Here is a 16,900-nt window from a genome sequence, read left to right as displayed (position 1 = left end):
TGGGGACACCGATGACAATCCTGGACTCGCTCGAAAATGACATGAAGGCATGGCGGCATGATCTGCACGCCCATCCCGAATTCGGCTTCGAGGAAAAGCGTACCAGTGCCTTCGTGGCGCGAAAGCTCAGGGAATTCGGCCTCGACGAGGTGGCCGAAGGCGTTGGCGGCACCGGTGTCGTTGGCACGCTGCGGCGCGGCACCAGCAACCGCGCCATCGCGCTGCGCGCCGACATGGATGCGCTCAAGATCACCGAGCAAGGCGATCATGCCTATCGCTCGCGCACACCCGGCGTGATGCACGCCTGCGGCCATGACGGCCACACCAGCATGCTGCTCGGCGCCGCGCGCCTGCTTGCCGACGAAGGCGGCTTCGACGGCACCATCCGTTTCATCTTCCAGCCGGCGGAGGAGTGGGGCAAGGGCGCCCTCGCCATGCTCGACGACGGGCTGATGCAACGCTTTCCCTTCGACGAGATCTACGGCCTGCACAACATGCCGGGCATTCCGGTCGGGCATTTCCACACCCGCGCCGGCCCGCTGATGTCGGCGGAGGACAATTTCGAGATAACGCTGCGCGGCGTCGGCGGCCACGCATCGCGGCCGCAACAGGGCCAGGAAGTTCTGGTCGCCGCCTGCGCCCTCGTCGTCAGTCTGCAGACCATCGTGTCGAGGCGGCTGAGCCCGACCGACACCGCCGTCGTCTCGGTGACCGAACTCATCACCGACGGCACCCGCAACGCCCTGCCCGGCCTCGCCCGCATCCTTGGCGACGCACGCAGCTTCCGCCCTGAAGTCAGCGCCGAGGTCGAAAGACAGATGCGCATCATCGCGCAGGGTACGGCGCTGGCCTACAGCTGCGCCTTCGAAACCGCCTACAGCCGCGAATTCGTGCCGCTGATCAACGACGCCGAAGCCACCGATGTGGCACTTGCGGCGGCGGCAAGCGTTTTCGGCGCCGATGCGACCAGCGGCGTATCCGAGGTCAACACCGCGTCGGAGGATTTCGCCCGCTTTCTCGACCATGTGCCGGGCTGCTTCGCATTCATCGGCAATGGCGAGACTTCCGCGCCGCTGCACAATCCGACCTTCGACTTCAACGACGCCGCGCTCATGGGCGGGATGCGCTTCCACGCCGCGATCGCGCGCCACCGCCTGCCGGTGGGCTGACCGGGCTCACGCGATCACCCGCGAAATCGCGATCAAGAAAAGCTAAAGCGGCGTCGACAATTTCTCGATTGCGGGCAATACGCATTCGTGATTTGAGGCGCTTCGCTCCAGGAATGCCCGCATCATGTCGCTTCCCCTCATCGCCCTGTTCATCGCCGCTTTCGCCTTCGGCACAACGGAATTCGTCATTGCCGGCGTCTTGCCGCAAGTGGCCGAAGGGCTGGGCGTTTCCGTCCCCTCCGCCGGCTACCTAGTCTCCGGCTATGCCTGCGGCATCGCCATTGGTGGCCCGCTGCTGGCGCTCGCCACCAAGAGGCTGCCGCGCAAAACCTTGCTGCTCGGTCTAGCCGTCGCCTTTACCATCGGCCAGGCGGCCTGCGCGCTGGCGCCCGACTTCACCTCGATGCTCTTCCTGCGCATCGCGGTCGCCGTGGCGCATGGGGCCTATTTCGGCGTCGCCATGGTGGTGGCCGTCGGCCTTGTGCGCGAGGACCAGCGCGGCATGGCCGTCGCGGTCATCCTGTCGGGCCTCACCGTCTCCAACGTCATCGGCGTTCCCGCCGGCACGGCGATCGGCAACATCTGGGGATGGCGCGCGACGTTCTGGGTCATGTGCGCTCTGGGCGTCGCGGCAACGCTGGCCATGGCAGCCCTCCTGCCGCGCACCACGGGATCGTCCACGAAACATGTCGGCCTTGCCCGCGAGGTCCGCGTGCTGGCGCGCCAGCAGGTCTGGACCTCGCTTATCCTGATGCTGATGCTGATGATCGGCCAGTTCGGCCTCTTCACCTACATCACCCCGACGCTGCTGGAAGTCACCGGCCTCGACGAGAACCTGATACCCTGGGTGCTCCTGCTCAACGGCGTCGGCGCCACCATAGGCGTCTTCCTGGGCGGCAAGCTTTCCGACTGGAAACTGATGCCCTCGCTCATCACCATGCTGCTCCTGCAGGCGGTGACGCTGGCGGTGATCTATGTGGTCAGCCCCTATCCCGTGCCGATGATCGTGGCGATCGTCATCTGGGGCGGCCTCAATTTCTCGATCGGCACGCCCATCCAGACCCGCATCCTGTCGTGGACGGCGGATGCTTCCAACCTTGCTTCATCGCTGATCCCTTCGGGCTTCAATGTCGGCATAGCGCTCGCCGCATCGCTGGGCGCCGCCATGCTCAATGGCGGCTACGGCTATCGCAGCCTGCCGCTGCTCGGCGCCTTTGCCATGCTGGTCGCCGTGATCGTCGCCGTCATCTCCCATGTCTGGGAAAGCCGGAGCAGCGCGACTCCGCCCGTGCCCGCCGCCGCCGAGTAGTCGCGTCTCACCCACGCCAGCGCAACAGGCGCATGGCGTTGGCGGTGACCAGCACGGTGGCGCCGGTATCGGCGAGGATCGCCGGCCACAGGCCGGTGATGCCAGCGATGGTGGTGACCAGGAACACCGCCTTCAGGCCCAGCGCCACGGTGATGTTCTGGCGAATGTTGGCCATTACCGACCGCGACAGGCTGATCATGCGCCAGACATCGGTGACCCGGCCATGCAGGATCGCGGCATCAGCCGTTTCCAGCGCCACATCCGTGCCGCCGCCCATCGCGATGCCGATGTCGGCGGCGGCGAGCGCCGGCGCGTCGTTGATGCCGTCGCCGACCTTGGCGACCTTCAGCCCTTCGCGCTGCAATTCGCCAACGATGCGCTGCTTGTCCTGCGGCAACAGCTCGGCCCGCGCCTCGATGCCAAGCGAGGCGGCGATGGCCTCGGCCGTGCGCCGGTTGTCGCCTGTCAACATCACCGCCCGGATGCCCTCGCCCTTGAGCGCCGAGATCCCGGCGGCCGCATCCGGCCTCGGCTCGTCGCGCATGGCGATCAGCCCGGCAATCATGCCATCGGCCACCAGCACGGAGACCGTCTTGCCCTGGCCGTTGAGGCTCTCGATCGCCAGGCGCTGCGCCTCGGTCATTTCAGCGCGTTCCTCCGCCGCCTGGCCGGAACCGAGGAACACAGCGACACCGCCGACAGTGCCCTCGACGCCCTTGCCCGAGATTGCCTTGGCCGCCAGGGCCGGCGTCACCTTGACCTTCTCAGCTTCCGCCTTGCCCAGGATCGCCACCGCCAACGGATGGCTGGAGCCCTGCTCCAGCGAAGCCGCCAGCGCCAGCGCATCGCGCTCATCGCGGCCATAGGCAACCACATCGGTGACCACCGGCTTGCCCTGCGTCAGCGTTCCCGTCTTGTCGAAGGCGACCGCCGTGATCTTCGAAAAGCCTTCCAGCACCGAGCCGCCCTTCATCAGCAGGCCGCGTCGCGCACCCGTCGCAAGGCCGGCGGCAATCGCGGCGGGTGTCGAGATGACCAAGGCACACGGGCAACCGATCAGCAGGATCGCCAGGCCCTTGTAGATCCATTCGTTCCAGTCGCCGCCGATCAGCAATGGCGGCAGCAGCGCCACCAGCGCGCCGACCACCAGCACCGCCGGCGTGTAGTAGCGTGAGAACCGGTCGACGAAGCGTTCGGTCGGCGCCTTGGCCTCCTGCGCCTCCTCCACCAGCCTGACCACGCGGGCGATGGTGTTGTCGGAGGCGGCGGCGGTGACCCGCACCTTGAGCACGCCGTCGGTGCTGATCGTGCCGGCGAAGACGGTTTCCGCGACGCCCTTGCGCTTCGGCGTGCTCTCGCCGGTCACCGGCGCTTCGTCGATATCGCTGGAACCCTCGACGATCTCGCCATCGGCCGGAATGCGGTCGCCCGGACGCACCACGATGATGTCGCCGACGCCGAGTTGCTCGGCGGGTACCTCGACGGTGCGGCCTGCCCGTTCGACAAGCGCCGTCTTCGGCACCAGGTCGGCGAGCCCCTGGATGCTGGCGCGCGCCCGGCCGGCGGCGACGCCTTCCAGCATTTCGCCGATCAGGAACAGCACAACCACGGCGGCGGCTTCTTCCGTGGCGCCGATCATCACGGCGCCGACGGCGGCGATGGTCATCAGCATCTCGATCGAGAACGGCGTACCGGCCAGCGCCGCCATCAACGCGCGCCGGGCGATCGGCACCAGCCCGACCAGCAACGCCGCGAGGAATGCCCAGCGTTCGGCCACAGGGAACACATGACCGATCGCGTAGGCGGCGAGAAGTGCCGCCGCGCACCCCAGCGTCAGCATCGCCCGGCGCGTGCGCCACCACGCCTGCCCCGGTTCGGCATCGCCGTGAAGGTGGGCAGAGCCGGCTGCCTGCTGGCCGGCCGGCTCGATGCCATGATCGTGGCCCGCGTGATCGTGACCTTCGTGATCGTGGCCCTCATGGTCATGGTCGTGATCATCGTGGTCATGATGCCCACGGTCATGCGCCTTGGCCGCTGCAGCGCGGGTCCCGGCTTCGGCCTTGACGATGCCGTAGCCCAGGCGCGCGACCTGCCGCAGCACCTTGTCCTCTGGCAGCACGCCGCCATGGCTGACCGTCATCGAGGCGCCGGTCACCGAAACCGAGACATCGGCGACCCCATCGAGACGGCGCACCGCCGTATCGATCTTGGCCGCGCAGGACGCGCAATCCATGCCGCCGATCTTGAACCGCGTCTGCTTGAGGGGAGCCGTCATCACATCACCTGTCTGTTTTTTGACCCGCGCGACCTGCCGCCGCATGGGTCTTGAATCCTAATGACGTCAGATGTAATTCCTCTAGTCACTAGAGCTTCAAGAGGAAAATTTCATGTTTTCGATCGGAGATCTTTCGCGCCGCACCGGGGTCAAGGTGCCCACCATCCGCTACTACGAGCAGATGGGCCTGGTGGCCGCGCCCGAACGCTCTGAAGGCAACCAGCGCCGCTATGGCCGGCAGGAGCTGGAGCGGCTGGCCTTCATCCGCCACGCCCGCGACCTCGGCTTCGCCGTCGAGGACATCCGCGCGCTGATCGAACTCAGCTTCCATCCCGAGCAGCCCTGCGGCCACGCCGACAGGATCGCCGAGGAACAGCTGATTTCGGTGCGCGAAAAGATCGCCCAGTTGAAGCGGCTGGAAGCGGAACTCGAACGCATCGCCACCTGCTGCAACGGCAACACGGTCGGCGACTGCTATGTCATCCGTGCCCTCTCCGACCACGCACTCTGCGCCGACGAGCACGCCTGAGACTTTAATTCGACAGGGCGATTCATTTTCACAGGGAAAGGAGGTAATCGCCTGAAAAGAATCGAACTTCGGCAAGGCAGGAAAGACAGATGAAAGTGTTCATCAGCGCGGACATAGAGGGCACCGCCGGCATGGCGGATTGGGACGAGGCGCTGAAGGAAAGACGCGATTATTCGGAATTCCGCGAATTGATGACGGCCGAGGTGGTTGCAGCCTGCGAGGGCGCCCGTGCCGCCGGCGCAAAGGAGATCCTGATCAAGGACGCGCACCAGACCGCGCGCAACCTGATCGTTGCGAAGCTCCCCGACTATGCCAGCATCGTGCGCGGCTGGAGCGGCCATCCCCATGTCATGATGTTCGGCCTCGACAGGAGTTTCGATGCCGCCCTGTTCACCGGCTATCACGCCAAGGCCGGCACCGAGGCCAATCCGCTCGCCCACACCATGAACGACCGGATTTCGCGACTGCTCATCAATGGCGAAGTCGCCTCGGAATTCACCGTCAACGCCTATACGTCGGCACTGCTCGGCGTCCCGCCGGTCTTCCTGTCGGGCGATCGCGGCATATGCGACGATGCGCTCGCGCTTGTGCCGGAAATCGCCACGGTAGCCGTCAGCGAAGGTTTTGGGCGCGCCACGCTATCCATGTCGCCGGCGCAAGCGATCGACGAGATTCGCGAAGGCGTGGAAAAGGCACTGTCGCGAGACCTGACCGCGTGCCGCCTCGACCTCCCCAAGCATTTCGACGTGGAGATCGAGTTCAACAACCCGACCGACGCCTATCGCGCCAGCTGGTATCCGGGAGCGGAGCACCCGCGCCAGCGCACCCTGCGCTTCGTCTCCAACGACTATTTCGAAGTGCTGCGCGCGCTGCGCTTCCTCACCGTGTGACACCACTGGCGGAACTTGCCGCCGCCTCCCAGAAGCGGTTGGCGATCGGGCGCGCGCCATCGGCATGGCGGTAGAGGCGTATCTCGGTCGTCAGCGCCCAGTCGGGATCGACGGAGGCCGGCACCAGCGCTCCTTCAGCCAGTTCCGCGGCGACCAGCCGTTCCGGCAGCCACGACACGCCCCAGCCGGCGAGCGCCATCGCCTTGTGGCCGATGCAGATGGTGTTTTCATGCGTGGTGTTGCGCTGGAAGGGCGGGCGCTTGGCGAACAGCTTGTTCAGCGCCATGCCGAAAAACGAAAAGTCTCCATAGTCGATATAGGGCAGCGGCGTGTGCGTCCTCAGCGCATGGTCGAGCAAAGGTCCATCCGGATGGGGCGCGGCCACCGGTTTCACCTTCTCCGTGCCCAGCACAAGGAAGGAGAAGCGCGAACTGTCGAGCAGGAACGGCACCGAGGGATGGAAATAGGTGAGCAGGAAATCGCAATTGCCGTCGAGCAGCGTGTCGATGTTCTCCTCGATGCCGCCCTTGTCCGGGCTGACATGCGAGCTGAACCGGGGCAGATGCGCGCGCATCTCGTCCAGCCATGCGGGCAGGAAAGTGACGGTCAGCGTATGCAGCGCCGAGAACGTCACCCGGTGCTTCTCCGCCTCGTGGCGCGGCCGCAGCGAATCGCGGTTGCGATGCAGCGTGCGTATGGCGTCCTCGGCCATGGGCAGGAAGCGCACCCCCTCCGCCGTCAGGGTGATGGGAAAGGTCGCCCGGTTGACGAGTGTGGCGCCCATCCAGCCTTCGAGCTGCTTGATGCGCCGGCTGAAGGCCGGCTGCGTCACGCCGCGCAGATAGGCGGCCCTGGAAAAGCTCAGGCAGCCCGCCAGGCAGCAGAAATCCTCCAGCCATTTGAGTTCCATGCAGTCCGGTCTCCCGTGTCTTCCACGGCCCCGTATAGCGGCGTTCTCCTGGTCGGCGCAAATCCCATGCAAAAATTGCATAGGCTTGAAGAAACATGGCATTGGCCATGGTTCTTCCATGCCACTAGCGTCCGGCCACTTCACCAAACCGGGAATGATCGTGGCACGCGAAGTCTATGTGGAAGGCAGGTTCGTCAGCGAGGACCAGGCGACGGTCTCGGTCTTCGACAGGGGCCTGCTGTTCGGCGACAGCATCTATGAGGTGACCGCGGTCATCGACGGGCGGCTGATCGACAACGACCTCCATCTGGCAAGGCTAGAGCGGTCGCTTGGCGAGCTCGAAATCCCGATGCCGCTTTCTCCCGAGGCGATCGTCGAGGTCCAGACCCAGCTGATCGCCCGCAACCGGCTGCGGGAGGGCGTCATCTACCTGCAGATCAGCCGTGGCATCGCCGACCGCAACTTCGGCTATGCCCAGGACATCAAGCCGACCTTCTTCGCCTTCACCCAGGCCAGGGATATCCGCGACACGGCGGCACTGCGCGAGGGCATCCGCGTCGCCATCGTCGACGACCAGCGCTGGGCGCGGCGCGACATCAAGACGACGATGCTGCTGGCGCAGGTCCAGGCCAAGCATGCCGCCGCGCAACGCGACTGCAAGGAAGCCTGGCTCGTCGAGGACGGCTTCGTCACCGAGGGCGCCTCCTCCACCGCCTATATCGTCACCGCCGACAACCGCATCGTCACCCGCGCCAACTCGCGCGCCATCCTGCCGGGCTGTACGCGCCGCGCCGTCATCAAGGTCGCCGACCAACTCGGCCTCACGGTCGACCAGTCGCGGTTCACCGTTGAAGAGGCCCGGAACGCGAGCGAGGCCTTCCTGACCAGCGCATCGAGCCTGGTGACGCCGGTCATCGAAATTGCAGGCCACGCGATCGGCGACGGCAAGCCCGGACCGGTCACCCGGCTCCTGCAGAAGACCTATCTGGACCTGGCATTGGGGAGCCCTGCCCCGGTTCAGTAGGAACGTCCAGCAACGACAATCGAAAATGGGATAAGAATAAATGAAGTCCTTGAAATACGCGCTGTGCGCCTCCGCCCTGGCGCTGACCTGCGCCACCTCGGCCATGGCCGAGACCCAGGGCTATGGCGACTGCCAGGTGACCGGCGAGCGCGGCACCGACACAATCACCCCGGCGGTTGCCGGCCAGTTCACCGTCATCATCAACCTGCCGGCGGTCGGCCAGTTCAATGGCGACACGCCCGACACGATCAAGGACGGCTACGAGTTCTGCATGGCGGTCAACATTGCCCACCGGCTCGGCCTCGATACGGTCAAGCTGGTCAACGCCTCCTTCGATTCCATCGTCGCCGGCCAGAACAAGGACTATGACATCGCCCTGGCGCTGATCTCGGTGACCGAGCCGCGCAAGAAGGTCGTCGATTTCTCGGTGCCCTACATCCAGTCCGACAATGGCGTGGCGGTGAAGGCCGGCAACACAGTTACCGAAGAAACCATCAAGACCAGCCGTGTCGGCGTCCAGGCAGGCACGACGCTGGTGCAGTTCGCGCAGGAGACGCTCAAGGCCAAAAGCGTCGATGTGTTCGACGACACCGCCTCGATGTTCACCGCGGCAGCCGCCGGCAAGGTGGACGCGGTGATGACCGACCTCGGCATCGTGCTCGGCCAGGTGGCGAATTCCAACGGGAAGCTGGCTGTCGTCGGCAAATACGCCACCGACCGGCCGACCGCCGGCATCTATCCGAAGGGCTCGCCGAACGGAGCGGTCATCGACAAGGTGATGACCGACCTCAAGAATGACGGCACGCTCAAGAAGCTGGAAACCGCCTATCTGCTGCCATCCTGGGGTGGCCTGTCCCCCGACAGCGTACCGGCCTGGAAATACTAGCGCATGTCGATACCGGCAGCTGAATCGGGAAGCGAGCGCGCCAGCCAATGGCGCGCCCGCGGCAAGGTCCGCACGCATGGCAGGCGGGCCTGGGTGGCGCTCGGCGTCACCACCGTCACGTTTCTCGCTATCGCCTACACGTCCCTGCACATCGCTGCCTATGTGCTGCAGCAGGGCTGGCCGAACGTGCCCGTCCAGATCGTGTCGGCGCTCGCCTGCGTGCCGCCGCTATGGGTGATCGGCGTCGCCTGGCGCGCGGTCAGGCTGTCCGCGCGCGCGGCGTCATCGAATGACATTCATGCCGGCCGCGAACTTGGGTCCATATCCTCGGATGTATCCTGGAATGCCCTCTCCTATTCGGTGGCGCTGCTGATCATCTGCGCCTTCGCCTGGTTCCTGGTGGTCAACGACGCCGCTGTCAGCCGGACGTTCTTCGATCTCGACCTGATCGCGAAGTCGGCCTGGACGATCCTCAAGGCGTTCGGCACCAACATCTCGATCTTCTTCTTTTCCGCGATCCTCATCCTGGTCTGGGCGCTGGTCGTCGCCATCGCCCGCACCTTGCCCGGCAAGGCAGGCCGGCCGATCCGCACGCTGGCGATCATCTATGGCGACCTGTTTCGCGGCCTGCCTGCCATCATCACCATCTACCTCATCGGCTTCGGCCTGCCGCTAACCGGCCTGCCCATCCTCAAGGACCTGTCCTCCAACGCCTATGCGATCATCGCGCTGACGCTGACCTATGGCGCCTACACGTCCGAGGTCTATCGCGCCGGCATCGAAAGCGTGCATCCCAGCCAGATCGCGGCGGCGCGTTCGCTGGGCCTCTCCTATTTCAGGACGATGCGCTACGTGGTGGTTCCACAGGCGGTGCGCGGCATCATCCCGCCGCTGATGAACAACTGCATCAGCCTGCAGAAGGACACCGCACTGGTCGCCATCATCGGCACCATCGATGCCTTCAACCAGTCGAAGATCGTCGCCAGCAACAATTTCAACCTGTCGGCGGTGACGACGGTGGCGCTGATCTTCATCCTGATCACCATCCCGCAAGCTCGCTTCGTCGACAGGCTGATCGAGCGGGATCGCCGCAAAATGCGCTCGGGCTCATGACGGGCGGGGAGTGAACGAACATGGCATTGGTCGAGATCGACAAGGCCTACAAGCGCTATGGCGCGGTAGAGGTGCTGAAGGGCATTTCGCTGGACATCGAGGAACACCAGGTCGTCTGCCTGATCGGCCCTTCGGGCTGCGGCAAGTCCACGCTGCTGCGCTGCATCAACTGCCTGGAGCCCATCCAGGGCGGCGAGATCAGGCTGCATGGCGACCGCGTCACCGGTCCGGGCGTGGACCTCGACCTGCTCCGGCGCGAGATCGGCATCGTCTTCCAGAGCTACAATCTGTTCCCGCATATGAGCGTCGTCGAGAACGTCACGCTCGGGCCGGTCAAGGTGCTGGGCATGCCGCGCAGCGCGGCCACGGACAAGGGCATGGCGCTGCTCGAACGGGTCGGCCTCGCCGCCAAGGCGCGGGAATATCCCGACCGCCTGTCCGGCGGCCAGCAGCAGCGCGTCGCCATCGTGCGCGCGCTGATGATGGACCCTGCCCTGCTGCTGCTCGACGAGATCACCTCGGCGCTCGATCCCGAACTCGTTTCAGAAGTGCTGGACATCGTGCGCGACCTCGCCACCAAGGGCATGACCATGGTGCTGGCGACGCATGAAATGGGCTTTGCCCGCGAGGTTGCCGACAAGGTCTGTTTCCTGCAGGAAGGGCTGGTCTACGAGGAAGGCCCGCCCTCGCAAATCTTTGGCAACCCGCAGGGCGAACGGACCCGCGCCTTCCTGAAGCGGATCATCGACGCCGGCCGTTTGTAAGGAGCAGCAATGACCAGGACTGTTGGTGATTTCGGCCTGAGCCGCGGCACCTTGCCGGCGGGCGCGAAGAACTCCATCACCGACGTGCCCGGCGTGCGGGTCGGCCATCACACGCTGCGCGACGGCGACATCAACACCGGCGTCACCGCCATCCTGCCGCACGCCGGAAACCTGTTTCGCCGCAAGGTGACGGCTGCCGCTCATGTCATCAACGGCTTCGGCAAGACCGTCGGCCTGACGCAGGTGCAGGAACTCGGTACCATCGAGACGCCGATCCTGCTCACCAACACGCTTTCGGTCGGCACTTGCGCCACGGCGCTGATCCGCGACGCCATCCGCCAGAACCCGGACATCGGCCGCTCGACGGGCACCGTCAATCCGGTGGTTGGCGAATGCAATGACGGCCCGCTGAACGACATCCAGGCGCTGGCGATCACCGAGGCGCACGCCCTTGCGGCACTGGCGGACGCGCATGAAGGCGCGGTCGAACAGGGCAATGTAGGCGCCGGCACGGGAATGACCTGCTTCGGCTTCAAGGGCGGCATCGGCTCGGCATCCAGGAAGTTCAAGCTGGACGGCGGCGACCATCACCTCGGCGTTCTGGTCCTGTCGAACTTTGGCAGGCGCGGAGACCTTATCCTGCCGGACGGACGCCGGCCCGATCCGAGGCAAGCACCCGAACCCGAACGCGGCTCGGTCATGATCGTGCTGGCGACCGATGTGCCGCTGGAACACCGCCAGCTCGAGCGCGTGGCGCGACGCACGGGAGCCGGCATCGCCCGCCTCGGCTCCTTCTGGGGCCACGGCAGCGGCGACATCGCCATCGCCTTCAGCACCGGCAACATGGTCGACCACGACGAAACCCGCGATCTCGTGCGGCAACTGGTGCTCAACGAAGCGCGCATCGACATGCTTTTCCGGGCGGCGGCCGACGCCACGCAAGAGGCCGTTCTCAACTCCATGCTTGCCGCTGAAGCCTTCACCGGAAGAAGCGGTACGCATCGCGCATCGCTTGCCGACTGGCTGCGTTCTGATCCGAGGACCGACTGGACCGAGCGGCGCCTACAACTCGATCCGGAACCTTAAACTCTCCACGCCCCCATACACGGCGTCCTCGAAAAACCTCTCGACGAGCTTGCCGCCATTGGCCAGGATCACCTTGTGCGAGGCCGGATTGCCCGGCTTGGCGGTGATCTCGACATAAGGCAGCCCCATCGCCCCCGCCTCGTCCAGCATCAGCCGCAACGCCTCGGTGGCGTAGCCGCGCCGCCGTTTCCAAGGCACCACCGCGTAGCCGATATGGCCGAGCACATGCGACGGCAGTTCCGCCGTGCCGGGCTGCCAGCGCAAGCCGATCGAACCCGCCGCCTCACCGTCCCATATCCAGCGCCGGAAGCCCGGCAGGCGCGGTACCTTCGTGCCGTCGGGCAAACTGATTGGCTCTCCCTTTGCCTCGGGATCATCGAGGCTGGCCAGGAACGCCGCCGGATCCTGTTCGATGGCGGCCAGCTCTTCCCGCGTCGCTTTCTCCAGCCGAACATTGTCGGGCGACCAGCCGCGTTCGAGCGCGGCCTTGTAGGAGGGAAGATGTTCAAGCGCCGGTTTGACGATTTCGATCATGATGGGCAACAAATATCGTGAGCATCAACGCCGGCAAGATAGCAGCGCCGCTGGCGAAGGAACGTGCCACGGGCCCATGCGCCGTTACGACAAGGCCGCGCTCCCATAGCTGGAAACGCGGCCCTCATAGGTCATAGGAAGAAGAACTCCGGCGCGGCCTTTATCAAGCCGCGCTGGACTGTTCCCGACTCAGGCGATGTCGAAACGGTCGGCGTTCATCACCTTGGTCCACGCCACCACGAAATCCCTGGCGAACTTCGCCTTGGCGTCCGCCGTCGCATAGACTTCGGCGAGCGCGCGCAACTGCGAGTGCGAGCCGAAGATGAGGTCGGCGCGGGTGCCCGTCCACTTCACTTCGCCGGTCTTGCGGTCGCGGCCTTCGAACACGTCCTTGGCGTCCGACGTCGCCTTCCACTCCGTGCCCATGTCGAGCAGGTTGACGAAGAAGTCGTTGGTCAGCGTACCCGGCTGCCTGGTGAAGACGCCGTGCTTCGACTGCCCGGCATTGGCGCCGAGAACGCGCAGGCCGCCGACGAGGACCGTCAGTTCGGGCGCCGTGAGCGTTAGCAGTTGCGCCCGGTCGACCAGTGCCTCCTCGACGGTCAGGCGCTGCTTGCCGCGGACATAGTTGCGGAAACCGTCAACGGTCGGTTCCAGCGGCGCGAAGGAATGGATGTCGGTCTGCTCCTGCGAGGCGTCCATGCGGCCCGCCCAGAAGGGAACGTCGACGCTGTGGCCGGCGTCCTTGGCGGCCTTCTCGATGGCGGCATTGCCGCCGAGAACGATCAGGTCGGCAAGCGACACCTTCTTGCCGCCGGGCTGCGAAGCATTGAACTCCTTCGCGATCGCCTCGAGCTTTGCCAGCACCTTGGCGAGTTCGGCCGGCTGGTTCACCTCCCAGTCCTTCTGGGGCGCCAGACGGATGCGCGCGCCATTGGCGCCGCCGCGCTTGTCGGAACCACGGAACGTCGAGGCCGATGCCCAGGCCGTCGAGACCAGCTGCGACACCGATAGGCCCGAAGCCAGGATCTTGGCCTTGAGCGCCGCCGCGTCCAGCTCGTCGATCAGGACGTGATCGACCGCCGGGATGATGTCCTGCCAGGGCAGTTCTTCCTTGGGGACGAGCGGGCCGAGATAGCGGGCGACCGGGCCCATGTCGCGGTGCGTCAGCTTGTACCAGGCGCGGGCGAACGCGTCGGCGAACTGATCCGGGTTCTGGTGGAAGCGCCGCGAGATCGTTTCGTAGGACGGATCGAAGCGCAGCGCCAGATCGCTGGTCAGCATCGAGGGCGCATGGCGCTTGCCCGAATTGTGCGCGTCAGGCACCGTGCCCGCGCCCGCGCCGCCCTTCGGCGTCCACTGGTGGGCACCGGCCGGGCTCTTCGTCAGTTCCCATTCGAAGCCGAACAGATTGTCGAAGAAGTCGTTGCTCCACTTGGTCGGCGTCGTCGTCCAGATGACCTCCAGGCCGCTGCCGATCGCGTCGCCGCCCTTGCCGGTACCGAACTTGTTCGCCCAGCCGAGGCCCTGCTGCTCGATGTCGGCGGCTTCCGGCTCGGGGCCGACGAGCGCCGCATCGCCCGCGCCATGGGTCTTGCCGAAGGTGTGCCCGCCGGCGATGAGCGCGACGGTCTCCTCGTCATTCATGGCCATGCGCGCGAATGTATCCCTGATGTCGCGCGCCGAGGCGAGCGGGTCCGGATTGCCGTTCGGGCCTTCCGGATTGACATAGATCAGGCCCATCTGCACGGCGCCGAGCGGGTTCTGCAGGTCGCGGTCGCCGCTGTAGCGCTCGTCGGCCAGCCACTTGCCTTCCGGACCCCAGTAGACGTCCTGCTCCGGCTCCCACACATCGGCGCGGCCGCCGGCGAAGCCGAAGGTCTTGAAGCCCATCGATTCCAGCGCGACGTTGCCGGTGAGGATCAGCAGGTCGGCCCAGGAAATCTTGCGGCCATATTTCTGCTTGATCGGCCACAGCAGACGGCGGGCCTTGTCGAGGTTGACGTTATCCGGCCAGCTGTTCAGCGGCGCGAAACGCTGCTGTCCGGCCCCGGCGCCGCCACGGCCGTCGGCGATGCGGTATGTGCCGGCGCTGTGCCAGGCCATGCGGATGAACAGTGGACCGTAGTGGCCAAAGTCGGCCGGCCACCACTCCTGCGAGTCCGTCATCAGCGCATGCAGGTCCTTGATGACGGCATCGAGGTCGAGGCTCTTGAACTCTTCCGCGTAGTCGAACGCCTCGCCCATCGGGTCGGACAATGGCGACTGCTGGTGCAGGATCTGGACATTCAGCTGGTTCGGCCACCAGTCGCTGTTGGTCTTGCCGACGGCAGTGTGCACGACCGGGCATTTGCCCTTGCTGTTGTCGTCTGTGTTTGCGTCCATTTTTCTCTCCGATCGTGGCTTACGTTAATCGTGGCTGCGTTGGTCGAACCGGACCGTCGGCTAACACCATGAACGCCCTTGAAGACGCCTTCATGTCCGCCGCGTGCCCACTGCCGAGTATCAGGGTTCTCCTACCGCCTGCGGCTCATCCTGAACAAGGCTCCTGATGCAAGAAGGATAGGTGCCAGCCAATCGTACAGGCCGCACCCGCGCCTGGAAACGGACGCTGGGTGGTTGCGGCTTTGGCTGACTCTCATCTCCCTTCTAGGCCTTTTAACAAAGCCAACCGATTAAATTAAGTTGGATTTCCTGATTGCAGCGATAAGATGCGATTATGACCAACATGACATTGAAACAGCTTCGCTATTTCGAGGCGCTGGCGCGGCACAAGCATTTCGGACGCGCGGCTGACGCCTGCTCGATCTCCCAGCCGGCCATTTCCGTGCAGATCAAGGAACTGGAGGAAGCGCTGGGCACCGAGCTGTTCGAAAGAGGCGCGCGGCAGATCCGGCTGACCAACTTCGGCGAGGAGTTTGGCCTGCGCGTCCGCGACATCCTGCGGTCGGTGGACGAGCTGGGCGACCTCGCGCGCTCCTCGCGTGACCGGCTGGTGGGAAGGCTGCGCATCGGCGTCATCCCGACGGTGGCGCCCTATCTCCTGCCGGCCATCATCGGCAATCTGTCGCGCATGCATGACGGCATCGACATCCATGTGCGCGAGACGCAGACGCAGAAGCTGATCCAGGAACTGGCCGATGGCCGGCTCGACGCGGCCATCGTCGCCCTTCCCGTATCCGAACCGTCCCTGATGGAGGTCATGCTGTTTACCGAGAATTTCGTGCTGGTGCGGCCGGGCGAGGATGAGGGCAAGCCGGTGCCCAACCGCGAGATGCTGCGCGAAATGCGGCTGCTCCTGCTGGAGGAAGGCCACTGCTTCCGCGATCAGGCGCTGTCGTTTTGCGACATGCACTCGGTGCGGCCGCGCGAGCTGCTTGATGGCAGCTCCTTGTCCACCCTTGTGCAGATGGTCAGCGCCGGCATCGGCGTCACCCTGATCCCGGAAATGGCTGTCGCGGTCGAGACACGCTCGGCATCGGTCTCCATCGCCCGCTTCAACAGCCCTCAACCCTCGCGGACGATCGGCATGATCTGGCGCAAGACCAGCCCGATCGCCAAGCAGTTGCTGGGCATTTCCGAGGTCGTGCGCCAGTCGGCCGACGCGATGCGAAGGCAGCACGGCGCGGCGTTCACGGCATAAAAGCCGCGCCCTGTTGACAGCCCTGCCCCTGCGCCTGGTTCTCAACCAACCGCCTGGAACCGGATCTCGCCCCTGTTCAGGAAACATGTCTTGTTGAACAGCGACAGGTCGAGCGGATTCGGCAGGCGTACGTCGCTTATATCCGGGCACGGCTTCTTCGCCGGATCGTAGGAGCGGTCGATCTGCGAGATGAAGACGAGGATCAGCCCCCTGTCACCAGCAAACGCCTTCAGCGTGCGGACCTGCGCCATCAGGTCCGGGTTTTCCCGCTTCTGATCGAGCAGCTGAAGATAGTCGATCACCACCAGCGTGCCTGAGGGCGCCGAGGCCAATGCCCGCACGATGTAGTCGGCGCTGATCGCGTCGGAACTGTCGAATTCGAACAACTCGTTGAATCGCGCCGGATCCGCACCGATGGCGCGAAACCGGTCAAGGACGTCCGTGTGCGTGTATTCCAGCGTGAAGAACACGCCGTGATGACCGGATTTCATCGCCTCCACCGCAAGCTCGAGGCTCATCAGCGTCTTGCCATGGCCGGGCCGCGCACCGACGAGCACCAGATCGCCGGGCGCCAGCCGCGCGAACAATCTGCTTGCCGGCGCGGTTTCGGCCGCCTTGGTTGCAAGCAGGCTCCAGCTCGAGAAGCCTTCTCGCGCGGCAATACGGCCGAGCGCTTCGTGGAGTGGGATCTTGTCCTTGCGGGACAGCAATCTGGCTTGACGCTTCAGATGATGGACAGGCGCGGACAGCTTCATTCGAAAACCTCCT

The 16,900-nt window shown here is 65.2% G+C and carries 15 protein-coding genes; 10 read left to right on the top strand and 5 right to left on the bottom strand.

Annotated features, from left to right (window positions below; translation table 11 throughout):
* Window positions 1-11: 11 nt before the first annotated feature.
* Together ACO07C_RS24790 and ACO07C_RS24785 are read left to right on the top strand one after the other, a co-directional pair.
* On the top strand, window positions 12-1,169 hold the full coding sequence (locus ACO07C_RS24790; RefSeq protein WP_421916803.1) for a M20 aminoacylase family protein: 1,158 nt from the start codon (window positions 12-14) through the stop codon (window positions 1,167-1,169).
* 124 nt (window positions 1,170-1,293) lie between these two features.
* Entirely contained in the window at window positions 1,294-2,478 is a 1,185-nt protein-coding gene (locus tag ACO07C_RS24785) for an MFS transporter (RefSeq protein ID WP_421916802.1), read from the top strand.
* Between the two features lie 7 nt (window positions 2,479-2,485).
* Here the strand turns inward: ACO07C_RS24785 and ACO07C_RS24780 are convergent, their stop codons facing one another.
* On the bottom strand, window positions 2,486-4,753 hold the full coding sequence (locus ACO07C_RS24780) for a heavy metal translocating P-type ATPase (RefSeq protein WP_421916801.1): 2,268 nt from the start codon (window positions 4,751-4,753) through the stop codon (window positions 2,486-2,488).
* A 112-nt stretch (window positions 4,754-4,865) separates the two neighbouring features.
* On the opposite strand from ACO07C_RS24780, the gene ACO07C_RS24775 reads away from it, so the two are divergent.
* Both ACO07C_RS24775 and ACO07C_RS24770 read left to right on the top strand, forming a co-directional pair.
* Complete coding sequence (locus ACO07C_RS24775) at window positions 4,866-5,282, top strand: MerR family transcriptional regulator (protein ID WP_421916800.1); 417 nt, start codon at window positions 4,866-4,868, stop codon at window positions 5,280-5,282.
* A gap of 89 nt (window positions 5,283-5,371) precedes the next feature.
* Window positions 5,372-6,172 (top strand): M55 family metallopeptidase, encoded by an 801-nt coding sequence (locus ACO07C_RS24770; protein WP_421916799.1) that lies wholly within the window; start codon window positions 5,372-5,374, stop codon window positions 6,170-6,172.
* On the opposite strand, the gene ACO07C_RS24765 is transcribed toward ACO07C_RS24770, so the two are convergent.
* A complete protein-coding gene (locus ACO07C_RS24765; RefSeq protein WP_421916798.1) occupies window positions 6,162-7,082 on the bottom strand; it encodes a LysR family transcriptional regulator in 921 nt (306 codons plus the stop codon). The genes ACO07C_RS24770 and ACO07C_RS24765 overlap by 11 nt on opposite strands.
* 160 nt (window positions 7,083-7,242) lie before the next feature.
* Here ACO07C_RS24765 and ACO07C_RS24760 point away from each other — a divergent pair, with 160 nt between their 5' ends.
* The 5 genes from ACO07C_RS24760 to ACO07C_RS24740 are packed head-to-tail and all read left to right on the top strand — an operon-like array spanning window position 7,243 to window position 11,955.
* Window positions 7,243-8,106 carry a D-amino-acid transaminase gene (locus tag ACO07C_RS24760; protein WP_421916797.1) on the top strand — a complete coding sequence of 288 codons (864 nt, stop codon included), beginning with the start codon at window positions 7,243-7,245 and terminating at the stop codon, window positions 8,104-8,106.
* Window positions 8,107-8,146: 40 nt separating this feature from the next.
* Window positions 8,147-8,992: an ABC transporter substrate-binding protein gene (locus ACO07C_RS24755; protein WP_421916796.1), complete on the top strand. Its 846-nt coding sequence runs from the start codon at window positions 8,147-8,149 to the stop codon at window positions 8,990-8,992.
* A 3-nt stretch (window positions 8,993-8,995) separates the two neighbouring features.
* Complete coding sequence (locus ACO07C_RS24750; protein WP_421916795.1) at window positions 8,996-10,105, top strand: amino acid ABC transporter permease; 1,110 nt, start codon at window positions 8,996-8,998, stop codon at window positions 10,103-10,105.
* 20 nt (window positions 10,106-10,125) lie between these two features.
* The gene (locus ACO07C_RS24745; protein ID WP_421916794.1) at window positions 10,126-10,869 is read left to right on the top strand and encodes an amino acid ABC transporter ATP-binding protein; all 744 of its coding nucleotides are present in this window, start codon (window positions 10,126-10,128) and stop codon (window positions 10,867-10,869) included.
* A gap of 9 nt (window positions 10,870-10,878) precedes the next feature.
* Window positions 10,879-11,955 carry a P1 family peptidase gene (locus ACO07C_RS24740; RefSeq protein ID WP_421916793.1) on the top strand — a complete coding sequence of 359 codons (1,077 nt, stop codon included), beginning with the start codon at window positions 10,879-10,881 and terminating at the stop codon, window positions 11,953-11,955.
* Here ACO07C_RS24740 and ACO07C_RS24735 read toward each other — a convergent pair.
* Window positions 11,932-12,489 (bottom strand): GNAT family N-acetyltransferase, encoded by a 558-nt coding sequence (locus ACO07C_RS24735; RefSeq protein ID WP_421917596.1) that lies wholly within the window; start codon window positions 12,487-12,489, stop codon window positions 11,932-11,934. The genes ACO07C_RS24740 and ACO07C_RS24735 overlap by 24 nt on opposite strands.
* Before the next feature lie 189 nt (window positions 12,490-12,678).
* On the bottom strand, window positions 12,679-14,874 hold the full coding sequence (gene katG / locus ACO07C_RS24730; protein ID WP_421916792.1) for a catalase/peroxidase HPI: 2,196 nt from the start codon (window positions 14,872-14,874) through the stop codon (window positions 12,679-12,681).
* A gap of 334 nt (window positions 14,875-15,208) precedes the next feature.
* Here katG and ACO07C_RS24725 point away from each other — a divergent pair, with 334 nt between their 5' ends.
* Window positions 15,209-16,132 (top strand): LysR substrate-binding domain-containing protein, encoded by a 924-nt coding sequence (locus tag ACO07C_RS24725; protein ID WP_421916791.1) that lies wholly within the window; start codon window positions 15,209-15,211, stop codon window positions 16,130-16,132.
* 41 nt (window positions 16,133-16,173) lie between these two features.
* Here the strand turns inward: ACO07C_RS24725 and ACO07C_RS24720 are convergent, their stop codons facing one another.
* Entirely contained in the window at window positions 16,174-16,887 is a 714-nt protein-coding gene (locus ACO07C_RS24720) for a DNA helicase (RefSeq protein WP_421916790.1), read from the bottom strand.
* Between the last annotated feature and the right edge of the window lie 13 nt (window positions 16,888-16,900).

Source organism: Mesorhizobium sp. (genome assembly GCF_965229135.1).
In the GTDB taxonomy this organism is placed as follows: domain Bacteria; phylum Pseudomonadota; class Alphaproteobacteria; order Rhizobiales; family Rhizobiaceae; genus Mesorhizobium.
This window is presented reverse-complemented; position numbering and strand designations above follow the sequence as displayed.

Bases quoted from the DNA above. Each gene is read 5' to 3' on its own strand.
- ACO07C_RS24725 (WP_421916791.1), top strand. From the start codon at position 15,209: ATGACCAACATGACATTGAAACAGCTTCGCTATTTCGAGGCGCTGGCG.
- ACO07C_RS24755 (WP_421916796.1), top strand. From the start codon at position 8,147: ATGAAGTCCTTGAAATACGCGCTGTGCGCCTCCGCCCTGGCGCTGACC.
- ACO07C_RS24735 (WP_421917596.1), bottom strand. From the start codon at position 12,489: ATGATCGAAATCGTCAAACCGGCGCTTGAACATCTTCCCTCCTACAAG.
- ACO07C_RS24745 (WP_421916794.1), top strand. From the start codon at position 10,126: ATGGCATTGGTCGAGATCGACAAGGCCTACAAGCGCTATGGCGCGGTA.
- ACO07C_RS24770 (WP_421916799.1), top strand. From the start codon at position 5,372: ATGAAAGTGTTCATCAGCGCGGACATAGAGGGCACCGCCGGCATGGCG.
- katG (WP_421916792.1), bottom strand. From the start codon at position 14,874: ATGGACGCAAACACAGACGACAACAGCAAGGGCAAATGCCCGGTCGTG.
- ACO07C_RS24785 (WP_421916802.1), top strand. From the start codon at position 1,294: ATGTCGCTTCCCCTCATCGCCCTGTTCATCGCCGCTTTCGCCTTCGGC.
- ACO07C_RS24765 (WP_421916798.1), bottom strand. From the start codon at position 7,082: ATGGAACTCAAATGGCTGGAGGATTTCTGCTGCCTGGCGGGCTGCCTG.
- ACO07C_RS24750 (WP_421916795.1), top strand. From the start codon at position 8,996: ATGTCGATACCGGCAGCTGAATCGGGAAGCGAGCGCGCCAGCCAATGG.
- ACO07C_RS24780 (WP_421916801.1), bottom strand. From the start codon at position 4,753: ATGACGGCTCCCCTCAAGCAGACGCGGTTCAAGATCGGCGGCATGGAT.
- ACO07C_RS24720 (WP_421916790.1), bottom strand. From the start codon at position 16,887: ATGAAGCTGTCCGCGCCTGTCCATCATCTGAAGCGTCAAGCCAGATTG.
- ACO07C_RS24775 (WP_421916800.1), top strand. From the start codon at position 4,866: ATGTTTTCGATCGGAGATCTTTCGCGCCGCACCGGGGTCAAGGTGCCC.
- ACO07C_RS24740 (WP_421916793.1), top strand. From the start codon at position 10,879: ATGACCAGGACTGTTGGTGATTTCGGCCTGAGCCGCGGCACCTTGCCG.
- ACO07C_RS24790 (WP_421916803.1), top strand. From the start codon at position 12: ATGACAATCCTGGACTCGCTCGAAAATGACATGAAGGCATGGCGGCAT.